Raw genomic sequence first — 18,492 nt, forward strand, 5'->3', positions numbered from 1 at the left:
CCCGCCACCCCTGGCCTTTCACCGAGTACGTACCCATCACGACCGTTGTGACGCTCCGTCGAGCAAGCCCAGTCGACCGCAATACACCTCCCCCTGAGGCAGTTTCAAGCCAACTTCATGTTTCGGCAAGGGGTCTGCGGCGAGTTCTCTCCAGCCTCGCAGACACCAGGAATCCCAGCAGGACAATGCTGGACATCTCCTCACGAGTACGTGTACATGTGGAGACACTGCCGGCGACGCAGAACGACATGGGGGTTTGCGATGCTTTGGAGCAGTACGCACCGGTCGGAAAGCCGGACACCATGAACGCCCCGCACCCTCCGAAAGTGGCCGGAATCGATTCGGCGGTTCCGGCGCCCGCACACACTGTCGCGTCCGTCGCCGTGGACACCGCCGCCGCCCCGGCGCACCCCCCGCACGCACCGGGCGCACTGCTCCAGGACCGTCTCGCCGGCTGGGTCTCCGACCTCACGACCCTCCACGAGCTCACCGAGCGCCTCGCCCGCGTGCGCGCGCTCGACGAGGTGCTGCAGGAACTGCTGCGCGCGGGCTCCGTCCTGGTGGGCGCACGGCGCGGCCTCGTCGCCCTGGAACCCGCCGACGGCCTCGGCCCGGACACCACCGTCGGCCTCGGTCTGGCCCGCGCGGACCTCGGCCACATGGAGACGGTGCCGCGCGGCTCCCTGGCCCACGGCAGGATCCTGGACGGACTGCCCGGCGCCGACGACGGCGTCGCCGAGCCCGACCTGTTCGCCGAGAAGGGGCTCGACCCCCGGCACCGCGAGGTCGCCGCGCGCCTCGGCTACGCCGCCAGCTACGCCCTGCCGCTCACCACCGGGACCACCGGCCGCCTGGGCGCCGCGGTGTGGCTCTACGACGAGCCCGCCCGGCCGACGGAGCGGCAGTGCCACCTCGTCGGCCTGTACGCCCGGCACGCCGCCGAGCACCTCGCCCGGATCCTCGAACTCGAGCGCACGCGCGCGCGCATGGCCGCGCTGTCCGAGGAGCTGCTGCCCTCGCGCCTCCCCCGCGTCGCCGGCGTCCAGCTCGCCGCCCGGCACGCCACCTCCCCGCACGGGGGCGGCGACTGGTACGACGCGCTGCCCCTGCCGGACGCCGCGCTCGGCCTCGCCGTGGGGTCCGTCACCGGGTCGGGTCCCAGCGCGGTCGCCGCGATGGGGCGGCTGCGGGCGTCCCTGCGCGCGTACGCCGTGATGGAGGGCGAGGACCCGGTCGCCGTCCTGTCCGACCTGGAGCTGCTGCTGCGGCTCACCGAACCGGCCCGGTCGGCCACCGCGCTGTTCGGCTACTGCGAACCCGCGCTGCACCGGATCACGCTGGCCGGCGCCGGGCACAGTCCGCCGCTGCTGCTCGGCGAGCGCCGCACGGAGTTCGTGGAGACCTCCGTCTCCGCCCCCCTGGGCATGCTCGCCTGCTGGGAGGCGCCGAGCGTGGAGGTCCAGGCGGAGCCGGGGGAGACGGTCCTGCTCTACACCGACGGGCTGCTGCACCGCACCGGCGACCCCACCGACCGCGCCTTCGCCCGGGTGCACGCGGCGGCGGCCGGGGTGCCGAGGGCGCTGCGCCACGACCCCGGCGCGATCGCCGACCACGTCCTGCGCACGGTACTGCCCCCGGGGGCGGACGCGGCGGACTCCGGGGAGGACGTGGTGCTGCTGGCGGCACGGTTCGAGTAGCCGCCGGGGCCGCGGTCCGGTCATCCTCCGTGCGCCCTCGGTAACAGGTCCTTCCGCCCTTCGGCCGTTTCCGTGCGACCGTACGATGATGAGGCCCCCCTGCTCGAGCGAAGCCGGAGAGCTCGGGGGAGGTCCAGTGCCCTATCGAGGAGGATGACCGTGGCGGAGGAGCTCCCGGAGACCCCGGAGACCGCTGAGGAAGAGCCGATCAAGCAGCGCAAGAACGGCCTGTACCCGGGCGTGTCCGACGAGCTGGCCGAGAACATGAAGAGCGGCTGGGCCGACACCGAGCTGCGCGACCTGGAGCCGATCCCCCAGGCCGCCGAGACCGCCGCCCGCCGCGCCGCGCTGTCCGCCCGCTTCCCGGGCGAGCGCCTGGTGATCCCCGCGGGCAACCTGAAGACGCGCTCGAACGACACGGAGTACTCCTTCCGCGCCTCGGTCGAGTACGCCTACCTCACCGGCAACCAGACCGAGGACGGCGTCCTGGTCCTGGAGCCCGAGGGCGAGGGCCACACCGCGACGATCTACCTCCTGCCGCGCTCCGACCGGGAGAACGGCGAGTTCTGGCTGGACGGCCAGGGCGAGCTGTGGGTCGGCCGCCGCCACTCCCTCACCGAGGCCGGGAAGCTGTACGGCATCCCCGCCTCCGACGTGCGCGAACTGGCCGACTCGCTGCGCGAGGCCACCGGCCCGGTGCGCGTCGTGCGCGGCCACGACGCCGGGATCGAGGCGGCACTGACCGACAAGGTCACCGCCGAGCGCGACGAGGAGCTGCGCGTCTTCCTCTCCGAGATGCGGCTGGTCAAGGACGACTTCGAGATCGGCGAGCTGCAGAAGGCCGTCGACTCCACCGTGCGCGGCTTCGAGGACGTCGTGAAGGTCCTCGACAAGGCCGAGGCGACGAGCGAGCGGTACATCGAGGGAACGTTCTTCCTGCGCGCCCGCGTGGAGGGCAACGACGTCGGCTACGGCTCCATCTGCGCCGCCGGCCCGCACGCCACCACCCTGCACTGGGTGCGCAACGACGGCCCGGTCCGCTCCGGCGACCTGCTGCTGCTCGACGCGGGCGTGGAGACGCACACGTACTACACGGCCGACGTCACGCGCACGCTGCCGATCAACGGGACGTACAGCGAGCTGCAGAAGAAGATCTACGACGCCGTGTACGACGCCCAGGAGGCCGGGATCGCGGCGGTGAAGCCGGGTGCCAAGTACCGCGACTTCCACGACGCCGCCCAGCGCGTGCTGGCCGAGCGGCTGGTCGAGTGGGGTCTGGTCGAGGGTCCGGTGGAGCGGGTGCTGGAGCTGGGCCTGCAGCGCCGCTGGACGCTGCACGGCACCGGTCACATGCTCGGCATGGACGTCCACGACTGCGCCGCCGCGCGCACCGAGACCTACGTCGACGGCACGCTGGAGCCCGGCATGGTGCTCACGGTCGAACCGGGCCTGTACTTCCAGGCCGACGACCTGACCGTGCCCGAGGAGTACCGGGGCATCGGCGTCCGCATCGAGGACGACATCCTGGTCACCGAGGACGGCAACCGGAACCTGAGCGCCGCGCTGCCCCGTCGGTCGGACGAGGTCGAGGCGTGGATGGCCTCCCTGAGGGGCTGACGCGCCGGACGGGGACGGCCGGGTGCCCGCGGGTGCCCGGCCGCGGGGGACGGCTGCCGGCGCCGTACCGCCACGAGCGGCGCTACACCGCCACGAGCGGGGCGTCCTCGCGCCACTTCAGGATCTTGTCGAAGCTCACCACCGCGCCGCCCCGGCCCGGCTTGTTGCCGATGTGGACGTGGTCGGCCAGCTCCTGGATGAGGCAGAGGCCCCGGCCGTGCTCCGCGTCGAGCGGTGCGGGACAGGCCGACGGGCGGGAACGGCCCGCGACGCCCGGGGCGCCCGCGGTCTCCGCGGGGCCGGCGGGGAAGCCGGGGCCCGCGTCGGCGACCTCGATGCGGCACTTCTCGCCGTCGAGGTAGGCGGTCACCCGGTACGCCTCCGAGCCGCCGCCCCGCGCGGCGTCCCCGCCGTGCTCGACGGCGTTCGCGCACGCCTCGCTGAGGGCGACGGAGAGGTCGTAGGAGACGTCGGGGTCGACGCCGGCGGTCTCCATGGTGCCGAGCAGCAGGCGTCGGGCGAGCGGCACGCTCGCGGCATCGCGCCGCAGATGGAGTGACCACCAGATGCTCATGCTCCAGCCTCCCGGCCGCGGCTCGACATACCGTTACGTATTGCCCTGCGTACTCACTTGTAAGCGTGAAGTTGACGTGACACCGCCCATATGGCGGGTGTGTCGCGGAGCCGGCCGGTGTATGCGGGACGGCTCGTGACAGAAGTGACCTTCCGGTCGTACCTCATCTTGCGGACCTGCCGTACGGCGACCGGCGGGCCAATGCGATGATGAGCCCGCCATGACTGCCCCCCACGCGCGCATGACACGCTCCGGACGAGCGCTCCGGGTCCTGCGGGCCGCGGTGTTCGCCGCGGTCTGCGTCGTGCTGGCCGGGGCAGGTCACAGCATCGCCTCCTGCGCCACCGTTCCGCTGTGGACACTGGTCGCCGGGTTCCTCGTGGCGGTCGCGGTCGCCGCGCCGCTCGCCGGGCGCCCGCGTTCCCTGCCGGTGATCGCGGCGCTGCTGACGGCCGGCCAGACGGCACTGCACACCTTGTTCGGCCTCGGGCAGCACGGCACCGCCGCACCCCCCGCGGGCGCGTCGTCCGCCCTCTCCGACGCCGCACTGGTCGAGCAGGCCGCGCGGCTGGTGTGCGGACCCTCCGCGGCGGCGCTCAGCCCCGCGCAGGCCCACCGCATCCTCACCGACGCGCGGATCCACCCGGGCACGGCGCACACCCCGGCGGACGCCCTGTCCACCACCGCCGGTGCCCCGGCGTCCCTGCTGCCGTCGCTGCCGATGCTGCTCGGCCACGTCCTCGCGGCGATGGCCGCGGGCTGGCTGCTGCGCCGCGGCGACCTGGCCCTGCTGCGGCTCGCCGAACTGTCGGCGCACGGCGTCGCCGAGGGCGCCCTCGTACGGTCCCTCCGCGCGGCGCTCGCCCTGGTGCGGGCCCTGCGCGCCGGGCTCCCCGCAGCGCCGGGAGCGGGCCCCCGCGCGCCGCGCACCGCGCTGCTCGCGCCGCCCGCGCTCCGCACCACCGCGCTCCAGCACACGGTGATCCGCCGCGGCCCGCCGGCCGCCGCCACCGCACTCGCCCTCGCCGCCTGACGCGCCGCGACCGCCACTCCGCCCTCACCGGTTCCCCGGTCGAGGAGGCCGAGAGGGGGACGCCGGCGTGCGGCACGCGCGCGTGCGTCCGGTTCCACCGCGCCCGAGTCCTCCCGTGCGCATCCCTCCGTGGAGATCCCTCCGGGGAGACCGGGAGATCTCCTCGCCACGGGCGCGTGTCCCTCACCGTCAGCGAACCATCGACCGAAGCGGAGTGCTTCTGCCATGAAGGCTTCCCGTATCGCCGCCGTCGGCGCCGCCGCCGGCGCCGCCGTCCTCGCCGTGTCCACCCCCTGCTTCGCGCACGTCAGCGTGCAGCCCGAGGGGGAGGCCGCCAAGGGCGGTTACGCGGTGGTCAACTTCAAGGTCCCCAACGAGCGGGACAACGCCTCGACCACCAAGCTCGAGGTCACCTTCCCCACGGACCACCCGCTGGCCTCCGTGATGCCGCAGCCGGTCCAGGGCTGGGACATCGAGGTCACCAAGTCCGAGCTGGACAAGCCGCTCGAGATGCACGGCAAGAAGATCAACGAGGCCGTCACCAAGGTCACCTGGACCGCCGACGGCGACGGCATCGAGCCCGGCTTCTTCCAGAAGTTCCCGGTGTCCGTCGGCACGCTGCCCGAGGACGCGGACGAACTCGTCTTCAAGGCCCTGCAGACGTACTCCAACAAGGAGGTCGTCCGCTGGATCGAGGTGCCGCAGGAGGGCCAGGAGGAGCCCGAGCACCCGGCGCCCGTCCTCGCGCTGTCGGCGGCCTCGGAGGACTCCCACGGCGCCTCGGACGACGACGGGGCCGAGGACGGCGCCGGGTCCGCCGAGAACGCCGCCGCCGAGAACACCACGGCGTCCGGCTCCGGCGACTCCGGCGGCACGGACACCACCGCACGCGTCCTGGGCGGCGCCGGCATCGTCATCGGTGCCGCGGGCGTCGCCTACGGCGTACTGGCCGGACGTCGGCGCACCTCCGCCTGACCCCGTCCTCTTCCCCACGGCGCGCACCGGGCCGGCCACGGCCCCCGTGGCCTCCCGGTGCGCGCCGGAGCACCTCACCCTTCAGGACACCTCTCATGCGCAAGAAGACCTTCGCGGCGGCCGCCCTGCTCGCCGCCGCCTCCCTGACCCTCTCGGCCTGCGGCAGCAACGACGGCGGCAGCGGCGACCCCGTCGCCGTGGTCTCCGAGGAGGCCGGCTCCGACAAGGCGGCCACCGTGCTCGACAAGCCGTTCGAGAAGCCGGACCTCGTCCTCACCGACACGAACGGCGAGGAGTACGACTTCCGCGAGGAGACCGCGGGCAGGCCCACGCTGATCTACTTCGGCTACACGCACTGCCCCGACGTCTGCCCGCTGACGATGAACAACATCGCGGTGGCCAAGAAGCAGCTGCCCCAGGACCAGCAGGACGAGCTGCGGATCGTGTTCGTCACCACCGACCCGGAGCGGGACACCCCCGCCGCGCTCGGCAAGTGGCTCAAGGGCATCGACTCCCAGGTCGTCGGGCTGACCGGGGACTTCGCCACCGTCCAGGCCGGCGCCCGCACCCTCGGCATCTCGATCGACCCGCCGCGCAAGGACGACAAGGGCAAGGTCGTCTCCGACCACGGCACCCAGGTCATCGCCTTCTCCCCGAAGACCGACGGCGGTTACGTCCTCTACGGCGAGGACGCCACCGTCGAGGACTACGCCGAGGACCTCCCCAAGATCATCGAGGGTGAGAACCCGTGAGGCTCCGTGCGGCCTCGACCCTGGTCGTCGCCGGAGCGCTGGCCCTGGCCGGGTGCGGCGACCCGGACGGCTCGGGCTCCGGCGGCGGCACCGCGGAGCTGTCCGTCGGCTCGGCCTACATGCCGCAGCCGGTGTCGGACATCGCGGCCGGTTTCCTCACCATCACCAACGAGGGCGACGCGGCGGACCGGCTGACCTCCGTCAGCAGCGACGTCGCCGGCCAGGTCACCGTGCACGAGACCGTCGACGGCGCCATGCAGGAGGTCGACGGACTCGACATCCCGGCCCACGGGAGCCTGGTGCTGGAGAGCGGCGGCAACCACCTGATGTTCGAGCAGCTGAAGCGGAAGCCGAAGCAGGGTCAGAAGGTCTCCGTCGAGCTGCGCTTCGACCGGTCCGACCCCGTCACGGTCGAGATCCCGGTGAAACCCGCCACCTACACGCCGAAGGCCGGACACGGCACCGGGCAGGACACCGGACACGACACCGCGCACAAGACCGGACACGAGACCGGACACTGAGGGAGACACCCCCGTGACCCAGACCATCGCCCCCCGCGTGCGGACCCTGGTGCTGCTGTTCCTGGCCGTCGCCGGCGCGCTCCTGGCCGGAGCCGCTCCCGCCTCCGCGCACGCCGCGCTGACCGGGAGCGATCCGCGGCAGGGGGCAGTGGTGGACCGGGCTCCCACCCGGGTCTCGCTCACCTTCTCCGAACCGATCGCGGTGAGCGACGACGCCGTTCGCGTGCTCGACCCCAAGGGCAAGCGGGTCGACAAGGGCGCCCCGGCCAACCCGAGCGGCACCACGTACTCCGTGCAGTTGCTCAGCGGGCTGCCCGACGGCACGTACACCGTGGCCTACCAGGTGGTGTCGGCGGACAGTCACCCCGTCGCCGGTGCCTTCACCTTCTCCGTCGGCGCCCCCTCCGAGACCTCCGTCCCGGTCTCCGCCCAGGCCGCCGACGACGGGCCGGTCGGATGGCTGTACGGCTTCGGCCGGTACGTGTCGTACGCCGGGTTCGTCGTCATGGTGGGCGGGGCCGCCTTCGTCCTCGCCTGCTGGCCGCGCGGCTCCGGAGTGCGGGCGGTGCAGCGGCTGGTCGTCTCCGGATGGCTCGCGCTCACCGCGGCCACGCTCGCGCTGCTGCTCCTGCGCGGCTCGTACACCAGCTCCGGGAAGGTCGGCGACGTCTTCGACCTGACGCTGCTCGGGGACGTGCTCCAGACCAAGACCGGCGCGTCGCTGGTGTCCCGGCTGCTGCTGCTCGCCGCGGCCGCGCTGTTCATCGCGGTGCTGTTCGGGGCGTACGAGAAGCGGGAGGACGAGGAGAGGCGGGACCTGACCTTCGGGCTGGCGATCGGGGGTGCGGTCGTGGCGGCCGGGATCGCCGCGAGCTGGGCCATGTCCGAGCACGCCTCCCAGGGGCTCCAGGCGGGGATCGCCATGCCGGTCGACGTCGTCCACCTGCTGGCCGTCGCCGCCTGGCTCGGCGGGCTCACCGCCCTGCTCGTCGCGCTCTACCGGGCGCCCGCCGACAGCCCGGTCGACCGGGTCGCCGTGCAGCGGTTCTCGCGGCTCGCGTTCGGCAGCGTGGTCGCGCTCGTCGCCACCGGGACCTACCAGTCCTGGCGGCAGCTCGGCTCCTGGTCGGCGTTCACCGACACCCGGTACGGGCAGCTGCTGCTGGTCAAGATCGGGATCGTCGTGGTGCTGGTCGCGATCGCCTCCGTCTCGCGGCGGTGGACGGCGCGGCTGGCGCAGGCGCCGGCGGTGGCCTCCCGGGACGGGGAGGAGCGGAAGGAGCCCGCGGGTGCCGTGTCCGCGAAGCGGCCCGGCGCGGGGCGGACCGCGGCCGCCGGGCACGGAGCCGCCGGGACCGAGGAGGCCGGGACCGAGGAGGCCGGGACCGGGAAGGCCGGGGCCGGGGAAGGAACCGGTACGGGAGGGAGCGCCGGAACCGGTGAGGAAGCCGGGTCCGGTGGGTCGGCCGGGCACGGCGGGAGCACCGGCGCCGGAGGCCCGGCCGCATCCGGGAAGGAGGCCGGGCACGGAAAGCGGACCGGCCCCGGGGAGGAGACCGGGGCCGAGGACCGGGCCGGGACCGTGAAGTCGGCCGGGACCGGCCGGCAGGGCGGGGCGGGTTCCGCGCGGGCCGCCCAGCTCGCCCGGCAGCGGGCCGCGATGGAGACCGCCCGGCAGAAGCGGCTGCGGGACGCCGACCCGAACCGCTTCGGTCTGCGCCGCTCCGTGCTCGCCGAGACGGGCGTCGCCGTCGTCCTGCTCGCCGTCACCACCGTGCTGACGCAGACCGAGCCGGGGCGCACGGAACAGGAGGCCCAGGCGGCCGCCTCCGTCTCGTCCTCGTCGTCCGCCGCGCCCGGCCGGGCCACCGGTGCGGTGACCCTGAACATGCCGTTCGACACCGGTGGCGAGAACGGCGAGGGCGTCGTCACGATCGACCTCGCCCCCGCGCGGGTGGGCGACAACGACCTGCACGTCTACGTCGAGAGCACGGACGGCGAGGCCTTCGACGTCCCCGAGGTGAAGGTCGCCTTCACCCTCTCCGCCGAGGACATCGGCCCCCTGCCGGTCGTCCCCGACCGCATCACCACCGGACACTGGTCGGCGAGCGGCGTGCAGATCCCCATGGCGGGCGACTGGAAGATCGAGGTGACCGTGCGGACGTCCGACATCGACCAGGTGACCGTCTCCAAGAACGCGAAGATCGGCTGAACCACCATGGCTGACCAGTCCATTCCGCAGGCCCGCACCCCGGAGGCGCCCCGGGAGGGGGCCGTCGCACAGACCACCGGGACCGCGGGGAAGGGCATGTCCCGGCGCCGGCTGCTCGGCACCGTCGGCGCCACCGGGCTCGTGCTCGGCGCGGCGGGCGGGGCGGCCGCGGGACACGCGGCGGCGCCCGCCGGGGCCACTCCGCTGACCTCGGTGGGCACCGGGCGGGTGATGTTCCACGGGAAACACCAGCCCGGCATCACCGAAGGTCTCCAGGCCCGCGGCCATCTGATCGCCTTCGACCTTGCGCCCGGCGCCGGCCGCAAGGAGGCGGCCGCCCTGCTGCGCCGTTGGTCGGACACGGCCCGCCGGCTGATGGCGGGTGAGCCGAGCGGCCAGGACGACACCGGTGTGGCCCGGGACGCCGGCCCGTCCTCGCTGACCCTCACCTTCGGTTTCGGCCACAGCTTCTTCGCGCGCACCGGCCTGGAGAAGCAGCGCCCGGTCGCCCTGGACCCGCTGCCCGACTTCTCCTCCGACCGCCTCGACAAGGCGCGCAGCAACGGCGACCTGTGGGTGCAGATCGGTGCCGACGACGCCCTCGTGGCCTTCCACGCCCTGCGTGCCGTCCAGAAGGACGCGGGGTCGGCCGCCCGGGTGCGCTGGCAGATGAACGGCTTCAACCGTTCACCGGGCGCCACCGCCCACCCCATGACCGCCCGCAACCTGATGGGCCAGGTCGACGGCACCCGCAACCCCAAGCCCGCCGACTCCGACTTCGACCGGCGGATCTTCGTCCCGGAGGAGGGCGAGCCCGCCTGGATGGCGAACGGTTCCTACGTCGTCGTCCGCCGTATCCGCATGCTGCTGGACGACTGGGAGAAGCTCCCGCTCAAGGAGCAGGAGAACGTCATCGGGCGCCGCAAGTCCGACGGAGCGCCGCTGTCCGGGGGCACCGAGACCTCCGAGATGGACCTGGAGAAGACGGACGCCGAGGGAAACCTGGTCGTCCCCTTCAACGCCCACGCCAGGATCACCCGCCCCGACCAGAACGGCGGCGCGGCGATGCTCCGGCGCCCGTTCTCGTACCACGACGGCATCGACGCGGACGGTGTGCCGGACGCGGGTCTGCTGTTCATCTGCTGGCAGGCCGATCCGCTGCGCGGCTTCGTGCCGGTGCAGCGGAAGCTGGACCGGGGCGACGCCCTGACGCCGTTCGTACGGCACGAGGCGAGCGGACTGTTCGCGGTGCCGGGCGGAGCGGCGGAGGGCGAGTATGTGGGGCAGCGGCTGCTCGAGGGGTGAGAACCGTCCCGCGTCACCCTCCGGGGGCCCCGGGAACGCATCCGGGGCCGTCACCGACGCGGGTCGCATTAGGGTGAGGTCATGCCAGCGAGCTATGCGTATCTCGGTCCCGAGGGAACCTTCACCGAAGTCGCCCTGCGCACGCTTCCCGAGGCCGCCACCCGGGAGTTGATCCCGTACGTGTCCGTGCAGTCCGCGCTCGACGCGGTCCGCGCCGGCGAGGCCGAGGCCGCTTTCGTCCCCATCGAGAACTCCGTCGAGGGCGGCATCACCACCACCCTCGACGAACTGGTCGCGGGCACCCCGCTGATGATCTACCGCGAGGTGCTGCTGTCGATCACCTTCGCGCTGCTCGTCCGTCCGGGCACCAAGCTGTCCGACATCAAGACGGTCACCGCCCACCCGGCCGCCCAGCCCCAGGTCCGCAACTGGCTCAAGACCCACCTCCCGGACGCCCACTGGGAATCGGCCGCCTCGAACGCGGACGGTGCGCGTCTGGTCCAGGAGGGCCGGTACGACGCCGCCTTCGCAGGTGAGTTCGCCGCCGCCCGGTACGGCCTGGAGGCCCTGGAGACGAGCATCCACGACGCGGAGAACGCCCAGACCCGGTTCGTGCTGGTCGGCCGGCCCGCCCGGCCCGCGGCACCCACCGGCGCCGACAAGACCTCCGTCGTGCTGTGGCAGCGCGACGACCACCCCGGCGGCCTGCGCGACCTGCTGGGCGAGTTCGCCACGCGGGGCATCAACCTGATGCTGCTCCAGTCCCGGCCGACGGGGGCCGGCATCGGCAACTACTGCTTCTGCATCGACGCCGAGGGTCACATCTCGGACCGCCGGGTGGCCGAGGCGCTGACGGGACTGAAGCGGATCTGCCTGCAGGTGCGTTTCCTCGGTTCGTACCCGCGGGCGGATGTGCGGGCGGGTGAGGTGCGGCCTCCGCTCCCCGGCACCTCGGACGAGGAGTTCGTGGGCGCGGCGGACTGGGTGGCGCGGTGCCAGGACGGCCGGTTCTGACGGAGACCCCGGTCGGTGCGGACGGAGGTCCGGCCGGTGCGGACGGCCCGGGCCGTCCGGGCGGTATCTGTCCCACCTGTTGATCGCCGTTGTCCACAGAAGTTATCCACAGGCGCACTTCTCGACCTGGGGACAAGTCGACAGGTGCGCCCCATTCGGTCGACATATCACCCTGCGAGCCGTGATCACACCTCTCTCCCCGTGGATCACTTTCGTCCACCCTTTTCCCCTGATCAATCCTTTGGGGTGAACTCTTTCCACTCAAAAGTGAGGTCGCGGGGAGTTTGTGCACAGAATCCTGAGGTTCGAGACCCCTTTCGGGGGTCGGTTCCGAAGTCCACAGATCTTCCCCACACCCTGTGGATAACTTTTCAGGGGTGTGGACACCTGTGGACAACCGAGCTCCAAATGTCGTGCGCGCCAAGGAGTTCGGGTCAACCGGCGGCCTGCGGCCCCACCCGCACCAGGGAGAAGCACCCCCTTCCCTTGACGCGACGAACCGCATTGCGCAATTCACCCATAACGGAAAGTGGACCGTTCTGCCGCGACAAGTGAGTCGTGGGCCGCCGCACCGCACCGGTAGCCTTGACCGCGTGATTGACCTTCGCCTGCTTCGTGAGGACCCCGACCGTGTGCGTGCTTCGCAGCGCGCCCGTGGAGAGGACGTCGCGCTCGTCGACGCCCTTCTGTCTGCCGACGAGCGGCGCAGGTCGTCCGGCGTCCGCTTCGACGAGCTGCGCGCCGAGCAGAAGTCGCTCGGCAAGCTCATCCCCAAGGCGGCCGGCGACGAGAAGGCCGAGCTGCTGAAGAAGGCGGAGCAGCTCAAGGCCGACGTGAGGGCCGCCGACGCCGACCGGGACGCCGCCGCGGCCGAGACCCAGGACCTCCTGCTCAAGCTGGGCAACCTGATCCACCCCGACGTCCCCGTGGGCGGCGAGGAGGACTTCGTCACCCTCGAGACGCACGGCACGATCCGCGACTTCGGCGCCGAGGGCTTCGAGCCCAAGGACCACCTGGAGCTCGGCCAGATCCTCGGCGCCATCGACGTCGAGCGCGGCGCCAAGGTCTCCGGCTCCCGCTTCTACTTCCTCACCGGTGTCGGCGCCCTGCTCGAGCTCGCCCTGGTGAACGCGGCGATCGCCCAGGCCACCGCGGCCGGCTTCACGCCGATGCTGACCCCGGCGCTGGTCCGCCCCCAGTCCATGGCGGGCACCGGCTTCCTCGGCCAGGCCGCGCAGGACGTCTACCACCTCGACAAGGACGACCTCTACCTGGTCGGCACGTCCGAGGTGCCGCTCGCCGCGTACCACATGGACGAGATCATCGACGCCGACCGGCTGCCGCTGCGCTACGCCGGCTTCTCGCCCTGCTTCCGCCGCGAGGCCGGCTCGCACGGCAAGGACACCCGGGGCATCTTCCGCGTCCACCAGTTCGACAAGGTGGAGATGTTCTCCTACGTCGCTCCGGAGGACTCGCAGGCGGAGCACCAGCGGCTGCTGGAGTGGGAGAAGCAGTGGCTGACCTCGCTGGAGCTGCCGTTCCGCGTGATCGACGTCGCCTCGGGCGACCTGGGTTCCTCCGCCGCGCGCAAGTACGACTGCGAGGCGTGGATCCCGACCCAGGGCAAGTACCGCGAGCTGACCTCGACCTCGGACTGCACCGAGTTCCAGTCCCGCCGGCTGCAGATCCGCGTCCGGGACGGCAAGCAGGTGCGCCCGCTGGCCACGCTCAACGGCACGCTGTGCGCCGTACCGCGCACGATCGTGGCGGTCCTGGAGAACCACCAGCAGGCCGACGGCTCGGTGCGCGTGCCGGAGGTGCTGCGTCCGTACCTGGGCGGGCGGGAGATCCTGGAACCGGTCGCCAAGTGAGCGCGGCCCCCTCTCCCTTCCCGTACCGGCTCGTCGCCACCGACCTCGACGGCACCCTGCTGCGCGACGACCACTCGGTGTCCCGGCGCACCCGGGACGCGCTCGCCGCGGCCACCGCGGCGGGCGCCGCGCACATCGTCGTCACCGGCCGCGCGGTGCCCTGGACCCGTCCCATACTCGACGACCTCGGCTACCGGGGCCTCGCCGTCTGCGGCCAGGGCGCCCAGGTGTACGACGCCGGCGCGCACCGCCTGCTCACCTCGGTGACGCTGGACCGGCAGCTGGCCGGGGTGGCGCTGGCCAAGATCGAGGCGGAGGTCGGTCCGCTGCACCTGGCCGCGAGCCGCGACGGGCTGGACGGCGAGGTGCTGGTCGGCCCCGGTTACGAGGTCGTGGGCGCGCTGCCCGCGACACCGTTCACGGACGCCTCGGACCTGTGGGCGGCGCCCCTGAACAAGCTGTACATCCAGCACCCGGACCTGTCCTCCGACGAGCTCGCCGAGGCGGCCACCCGCACCGCGGGCGGTTTCGTCACCGTCACCATGGCGGGCGAGGGCATCGTCGAGCTGCTGCCGCTCGGGCTGTCCAAGGCGACGGGGCTGTCGCTGGCGGCGCGCCGGCTGGGCATGAGGGCGGCGGAGACGATCGCCTTCGGCGACATGCCCAACGACATCCCGATGTTCGCCTGGGCCGCGCACGGCGTGGCCATGGCCAACGCCCACCGGGAACTGCGGGCGGTGGCCGACGAGGTGACGGCCTCCAACGAGGAGGACGGGATCGCGGTGGTCCTGGAGCGGTTGCTGGGCTGACGCCCGGCGTCCTGCGGAGGATGCACGGATCGAACGTGCGCGGGCTCTTGCGCCCGACCACGGCTTGAGCCAAGCCAGTGCCTTACCACTCGGCCAATCCTCCGGGTGGGCGGCCCACGCGACGCGAACGCGCGTGCTCGAAGCGGCCGCCCCGGGCGGCTCCCCGTGCGGGGCGGACTCGACGGAGCGGTGGGGATTACTCCGGAGTCCGCCGCGGGCCGCCCTGACGGGAACCGGACGTACTGCCGTGCATGGACATCGTCCCGCTCCCTTCCCGGCACATGGACACCGGACGTTCCCGGCGATGCGGACACCACCACTCTGCCCGGCGGGCGGTTCGGGCGCCACCGAATAAACCGCCGGGCGGCGCCGCTGCCCCGGTCAGCGGCGCCGCCACCCGCGTCGGCGGGCCCCGCCGGAGCGGACGGTTCTCACTCCTCGCCGGCGAGCGTCAGCGCGCGCAGCTTCTGGCCGGCGTACCAGGTGGCCAGGACGGTGACCGCCGCCAGCAGGATCGTCGCGGTCGTCAGGCCCACGTCCGAGGTGATCAGCTCACCGCCGGAGACCTCCTGGGCCACGGCCAGCGACCACTGCTGCACGCTCAGCGTGCGCGCGCCGGGCACCAGGGAGCCGAACAGCGCCTCCCAGACCAACGCGTAGACCAGGCCGAACACCACCGCGTGCCGGGAGACCGTGCCGAGCAGCAGGAAGAGCGCCGCGTACGCGATGGAGGCGACCAGCGCGGCCACGGTGTAGGCGACGGCGACCTGCTGGCCGTTGCCGTTCAGGACGAAGCCCGCGATCAGCGTGGGCACCGCCGAGAACACCATGGTGACGGCGATCGCGACGATCAGCTTGGTGTAGATGATGGTGGGCCGCTTGATCGGCTTGGACAGCAGGTACACCACCGAGCCGTCGTCGATCTCGGGACCGATCGCGCCGGTGCCCGCGATGACACCGATGATCGGCACCATGGTGGCGAGCGCGAGTCCGCCGAGGACGTCGGCGGCGGTCTGGTCGTCGGCCCCGGCGAGGGCGCGCACCGCCAGGGAGATCGCGATCAGCAGCAGGGGCAGCGCGCCCAGGATGAGGGCCCGGCGACGGCCGAGCAGGGCCCGGTAGGTGAGCCGGGCGACGGTGGGGTCGTACATCTTCGGCCTCCTACGCCGCGACCAGATACGAGAAGACGGACTCGAGGGACTCGTCCGACGGCGAGACCGTGAGCAGCCGGATGCCGTGCTCGCGCGCGACCTTCGGCAGCAGGGCCGTGAAGCGGCCGAAGTCGACGGCCTGGATGCGCAGCGCGCCCTCGGCGTGGTCCACCTCGATGCCGGACGTGGACGGGTCGGCGATCAGCGCGGCCGCGAGCGCGCGGTCGTCGCTGGAGCGCACCAGGTAGCGGTGCGGACGGTCCGTCATCAGGCGGCGGATCTTGCGGAAGTCACCGCTGGCCGCGTGCCGCCCGGCGACGACGACCTCGATGTGCCAGGCGAGTTGCTCGACCTCTTCGAGGATGTGGGACGAGAACAGCACGGTGCGGCCCTCGTCTCCCATGCGCCGCAGCAGGTCCATCAGCTGCATGCGCTGGCGCGGGTCCATGCCGTTGAACGGCTCGTCCAGCAGGAGCAGCGACGGCTGGTGGACCAGCGCGGAGGCCATCTTCACGCGCTGCCGCATGCCCTTGGAGTACGTGGCGATCTTCCGGTCCTGCGCGTACTCCATCTCGACCGTGGCCAGCGCCTGCTGGGCGGCCTTGGCGCCCAGGCCGTGCAGTTCGGCGTTGGCGAGGACGAACTCGCGGCCGGTGAGGAAGTCGTACATCGCCTCGCGCTCGGGGACGACGCCGATGTGCCTGTAGATCTGCTCGTTGCGCCACACCTGCTGTCCGTCGAGGGTGACGGTGCCGGTGGAGGGGGCGAGGAAGCCGCCCATCATGTTGATGAGGGTGGACTTCCCCGCGCCGTTGGGGCCGAGCAGGCCGGTGACGCCGGGGCCGATGGTCATGGTGATGTCGTTGACGGCGACCACGTTGCCGAACCAGCGGGAGACGTGGTCGAGGGAGAGCGTGGTCACATTCCCACCTTCTTGTAGCGGCGCACCAGGAGGCCGTAGCTGGCGGCGATCAGGCCGAGGCTGAAGAGGACGTAGACCACGCCCTCGCCGTTGCTCGGCCCCACCCCGCCCGGGAAGGCGGAGCTCGCGCCCAGGAAGGCGGACTGCACGCCGTCGATGAGGGTGATCGGCGAGAACAGGCCGATCCACGCGATGGCGTCGCCGCTGCTCTGGGTCTCCGCGATCGCCTGGAGCGTGGAGACCGCGCCGTAGGAGATGGTCAGGACGGCGATCACGGCCGCGATGCCGAAGCCGCGGCGGGGGGTGACCGACGCGATGACCAGGCCGATGCCGGCGAAGAGCAGCGAGAGCAGTGCCACGGAGACGAGTCCCTGTGCGAATCCCTTGGTCTGGTCGGAGAAGTCGAGCTTGGCCAGCAGGGCGCCGACGTACAGGACCAGCAGGGGGGCGGCGGTGAGGATGAACAGGGCCGAGGCCAGCGCCGCGAACTTGGCGCGCACGTAGTCGGCCGTCTCGATGGGCCGCGAGAAGTACAGCGGCACGGTCTTGAAGCGCAGGTCGCGCGAGACGGACGTCGGCGCCTGCGAGGCGACGTACAGGCTGATCACGGCCTGCATGATGATCGCGTAGCGCGTGTAGTCGACGGGCAGGTCCTTGGCCTTGGTGGCGACGGCGACGGCCACCATGATGGCCGCGGGCACGCACATCACCACGAACAGCAGCATCGGCAGCACCTTGGACTTCACCGAGCGGCCGAGGCCGTAGGAGCCGCGCAGGGACTGCGAGTACAGCGAGAGCCTGGCGTAGGAGCGGCCGAGGCGGGGGCCGTCGTAGGAGCGGTAGCCGATGTTGTGGATGCGGGTGTCACCCGGTGCCGTGGCCGGTGTCTGCATGGGCTGCTCAGTTGCCATGGCCGACCGCCTCCTTCCGCTGCTCGTCGCTGTCGTCGCCGCTCCTGAAGACCTCGGAGATGTGGTGCCGGCGCTGCTCCATGCGCACCAGGCCGAGGCCGAGGTCGGCGATCACGTCGCGGACCAGGTCGTACGTCTCCTCGCCCTGCGCGGTGAGCAGCAGGACGTGTCCGGCGCCCGGCAGTCCGCTGCCGTCCTCGACGGTCACCCCGCGCGCGTGCAGCGCGTCGCGCACCGCGCGGGTGCCGTCCGGGTGCTCGTCGGTGTCGGTGACCTCGATCGCGAGGGTCGTGGTGGTCTGCGTGAAGTCCGTGGTGGAGCTGGAGCGCAGCAGCCTGCCGCCGTCGATGACGACGACGTGGTCGCAGGTGCGCTCCAGTTCGCCCAGGAGGTGCGAGGTGACCAGGACCGAGATGCCGAAGTCGGTGTGGATGCGGCGGATCAGGCCGAGCATCTCGTCGCGGCCGACCGGGTCGAGGCCGTTGGTCGGCTCGTCCAGGAAGACCAGCTGCGGGTCGTGCACCAGGGCCTGCGCCAGCTTCACGCGCTGCTTCATGCCGGTGGAGTAGCCGCCGATGGGGCGGTAGCGCTCCTCGTACAGGCCGACGTGGCGCAGCGTGTCCGCGGTGCGCTCGCGCGCGGCGGTGGGCGGCAGGCCGGACATGCGCGCCATGTGGACGACGAACTCGGTGGCCGAGACGTCCGGCGGCAGGCAGTCGTGCTCCGGCATGTAGCCGACCCGCTCACGGATGGCGGCGCCCTTGGCGGCGACGTCGAGACCGAGCACCTCGGCGCGGCCCTCGGTGGCGGGTGACAGACCCAGCAGGATCTTGATCAGTGTGGACTTGCCGGCTCCATTGGCTCCGACGAGTCCGGTCACACCGGGCCCGACGTCCACGGAGAGCCGGTCAAGCGCGGTCACCCGGGGGAACCGCTTGCTCAGGCTTTCGGTCGCGATCACAGTCACGTCGTCGACGGTAGTGACCCCCGCCACCCCGGTCGTCAGACCGGAGAGCCGTCTTGGGGTCCCCCTGGAGTCGTACGGGCCCGTAGGGGGTCCTGCCTGAGAGGTGTCCACGGGCCGGGGCACGGGCCGCGGGGGCGCCGGCCGTGGGGCGCTATTGACGG

Annotated in this window: 16 protein-coding genes and 1 tRNA gene; 11 read left to right on the plus strand and 6 right to left on the minus strand. The window is 72.4% G+C overall.

The genetic code is table 11. The annotated features are described in order from the left end of the window. Window positions 1-185 precede the first annotated feature (185 nt). A complete protein-coding gene (locus FHS37_RS09445; protein ID WP_184819043.1) occupies window positions 186-1,697 on the plus strand; it encodes a PP2C family protein-serine/threonine phosphatase in 1,512 nt (503 codons plus the stop codon). 159 nt (window positions 1,698-1,856) lie between these two features. Beyond that, window positions 1,857-3,314, plus strand: coding sequence for an aminopeptidase P family protein (locus tag FHS37_RS09450; protein ID WP_184819045.1), 1,458 nt, complete (start codon window positions 1,857-1,859; stop codon window positions 3,312-3,314). Between the two features lie 82 nt (window positions 3,315-3,396). Here FHS37_RS09450 and FHS37_RS09455 read toward each other — a convergent pair whose 3' ends face one another. Then, window positions 3,397-3,888, minus strand: coding sequence for an ATP-binding protein (locus FHS37_RS09455; protein WP_184819047.1), 492 nt, complete (start codon window positions 3,886-3,888; stop codon window positions 3,397-3,399). Window positions 3,889-4,108: 220 nt separating this feature from the next. Here FHS37_RS09455 and FHS37_RS09460 point away from each other — a divergent pair, with 220 nt between their 5' ends. The 9 genes from FHS37_RS09460 (at window position 4,109) to FHS37_RS09500 (ending at window position 14,380) form a co-directional block, all read left to right on the plus strand. Continuing rightward, a complete protein-coding gene (locus FHS37_RS09460; RefSeq protein WP_184819049.1) occupies window positions 4,109-4,921 on the plus strand; it encodes a hypothetical protein in 813 nt (270 codons plus the stop codon). 225 nt (window positions 4,922-5,146) lie between these two features. Beyond that, on the plus strand, window positions 5,147-5,896 hold the full coding sequence (locus tag FHS37_RS09465; RefSeq protein ID WP_184819052.1) for a YcnI family copper-binding membrane protein: 750 nt from the start codon (window positions 5,147-5,149) through the stop codon (window positions 5,894-5,896). Window positions 5,897-5,991: 95 nt separating this feature from the next. Then, the gene (locus FHS37_RS09470) at window positions 5,992-6,648 is read left to right on the plus strand and encodes an SCO family protein (protein WP_184819053.1); all 657 of its coding nucleotides are present in this window, start codon (window positions 5,992-5,994) and stop codon (window positions 6,646-6,648) included. Beyond that, on the plus strand, window positions 6,645-7,169 hold the full coding sequence (locus tag FHS37_RS09475) for a copper chaperone PCu(A)C (RefSeq protein WP_184819055.1): 525 nt from the start codon (window positions 6,645-6,647) through the stop codon (window positions 7,167-7,169). Before FHS37_RS09470 ends, FHS37_RS09475 begins: the two co-directional genes overlap by 4 nt. A gap of 13 nt (window positions 7,170-7,182) precedes the next feature. Continuing rightward, entirely contained in the window at window positions 7,183-9,381 is a 2,199-nt protein-coding gene (locus tag FHS37_RS09480; RefSeq protein WP_184819057.1) for a copper resistance CopC/CopD family protein, read from the plus strand. 6 nt (window positions 9,382-9,387) lie between these two features. Continuing rightward, window positions 9,388-10,686, plus strand: coding sequence for an iron uptake transporter deferrochelatase/peroxidase subunit (gene efeB, locus FHS37_RS09485; protein ID WP_184819059.1), 1,299 nt, complete (start codon window positions 9,388-9,390; stop codon window positions 10,684-10,686). A gap of 81 nt (window positions 10,687-10,767) precedes the next feature. After that, on the plus strand, window positions 10,768-11,700 hold the full coding sequence (gene pheA / locus FHS37_RS09490) for a prephenate dehydratase (protein WP_184819061.1): 933 nt from the start codon (window positions 10,768-10,770) through the stop codon (window positions 11,698-11,700). A 593-nt stretch (window positions 11,701-12,293) separates the two neighbouring features. Further along, complete coding sequence (gene serS / locus FHS37_RS09495) at window positions 12,294-13,571, plus strand: serine--tRNA ligase (RefSeq protein WP_184819063.1); 1,278 nt, start codon at window positions 12,294-12,296, stop codon at window positions 13,569-13,571. After that, the gene (locus tag FHS37_RS09500) at window positions 13,568-14,380 is read left to right on the plus strand and encodes an HAD family hydrolase (protein WP_184819065.1); all 813 of its coding nucleotides are present in this window, start codon (window positions 13,568-13,570) and stop codon (window positions 14,378-14,380) included. The genes serS and FHS37_RS09500 overlap by 4 nt, the downstream gene beginning before the upstream one ends. 14 nt (window positions 14,381-14,394) lie before the next feature. Here the strand turns inward: FHS37_RS09500 and FHS37_RS09505 are convergent. The 5 genes from FHS37_RS09505 to FHS37_RS09525 all read right to left on the minus strand — a co-directional run bounded on the left by FHS37_RS09505 (window position 14,395) and on the right by FHS37_RS09525 (window position 18,370). Beyond that, a tRNA-Ala gene (locus FHS37_RS09505) sits at window positions 14,395-14,483 on the minus strand. 328 nt (window positions 14,484-14,811) lie between these two features. Further along, window positions 14,812-15,531 (minus strand): ABC transporter permease subunit, encoded by a 720-nt coding sequence (locus FHS37_RS09510; protein ID WP_184819067.1) that lies wholly within the window; start codon window positions 15,529-15,531, stop codon window positions 14,812-14,814. A 10-nt stretch (window positions 15,532-15,541) separates the two neighbouring features. Beyond that, window positions 15,542-16,453 (minus strand): ABC transporter ATP-binding protein, encoded by a 912-nt coding sequence (locus FHS37_RS09515; protein WP_184819069.1) that lies wholly within the window; start codon window positions 16,451-16,453, stop codon window positions 15,542-15,544. Continuing rightward, entirely contained in the window at window positions 16,450-17,364 is a 915-nt protein-coding gene (locus FHS37_RS09520) for an ABC transporter permease subunit (RefSeq protein WP_184819071.1), read from the minus strand. Before FHS37_RS09520 ends, FHS37_RS09515 begins: the two co-directional genes overlap by 4 nt. After that, window positions 17,354-18,370: an ABC transporter ATP-binding protein gene (locus FHS37_RS09525; RefSeq protein WP_184819968.1), complete on the minus strand. Its 1,017-nt coding sequence runs from the start codon at window positions 18,368-18,370 to the stop codon at window positions 17,354-17,356. Before FHS37_RS09525 ends, FHS37_RS09520 begins: the two co-directional genes overlap by 11 nt. Between the last annotated feature and the right edge of the window lie 122 nt (window positions 18,371-18,492).

Source organism: Streptomyces griseomycini (genome assembly GCF_014203535.1).
Classification (GTDB): Bacteria; Actinomycetota; Actinomycetes; order Streptomycetales; family Streptomycetaceae; genus Streptomyces; species Streptomyces griseomycini.

Excerpts from the sequence above, each read along its gene's own strand:
- FHS37_RS09445 (WP_184819043.1), top strand. The coding sequence starts at position 186 with ATGCTGGACATCTCCTCACGAGTACGTGTACATGTGGAGACACTGCCG.
- FHS37_RS09455 (WP_184819047.1), bottom strand. The coding sequence starts at position 3,888 with ATGAGCATCTGGTGGTCACTCCATCTGCGGCGCGATGCCGCGAGCGTG.
- FHS37_RS09460 (WP_184819049.1), top strand. The coding sequence starts at position 4,109 with ATGACTGCCCCCCACGCGCGCATGACACGCTCCGGACGAGCGCTCCGG.
- FHS37_RS09465 (WP_184819052.1), top strand. The coding sequence starts at position 5,147 with ATGAAGGCTTCCCGTATCGCCGCCGTCGGCGCCGCCGCCGGCGCCGCC.
- FHS37_RS09470 (WP_184819053.1), top strand. The coding sequence starts at position 5,992 with ATGCGCAAGAAGACCTTCGCGGCGGCCGCCCTGCTCGCCGCCGCCTCC.
- efeB (WP_184819059.1), top strand. The coding sequence starts at position 9,388 with ATGGCTGACCAGTCCATTCCGCAGGCCCGCACCCCGGAGGCGCCCCGG.
- pheA (WP_184819061.1), top strand. The coding sequence starts at position 10,768 with ATGCCAGCGAGCTATGCGTATCTCGGTCCCGAGGGAACCTTCACCGAA.
- FHS37_RS09510 (WP_184819067.1), bottom strand. The coding sequence starts at position 15,531 with ATGTACGACCCCACCGTCGCCCGGCTCACCTACCGGGCCCTGCTCGGC.
- FHS37_RS09520 (WP_184819071.1), bottom strand. The coding sequence starts at position 17,364 with ATGGCAACTGAGCAGCCCATGCAGACACCGGCCACGGCACCGGGTGAC.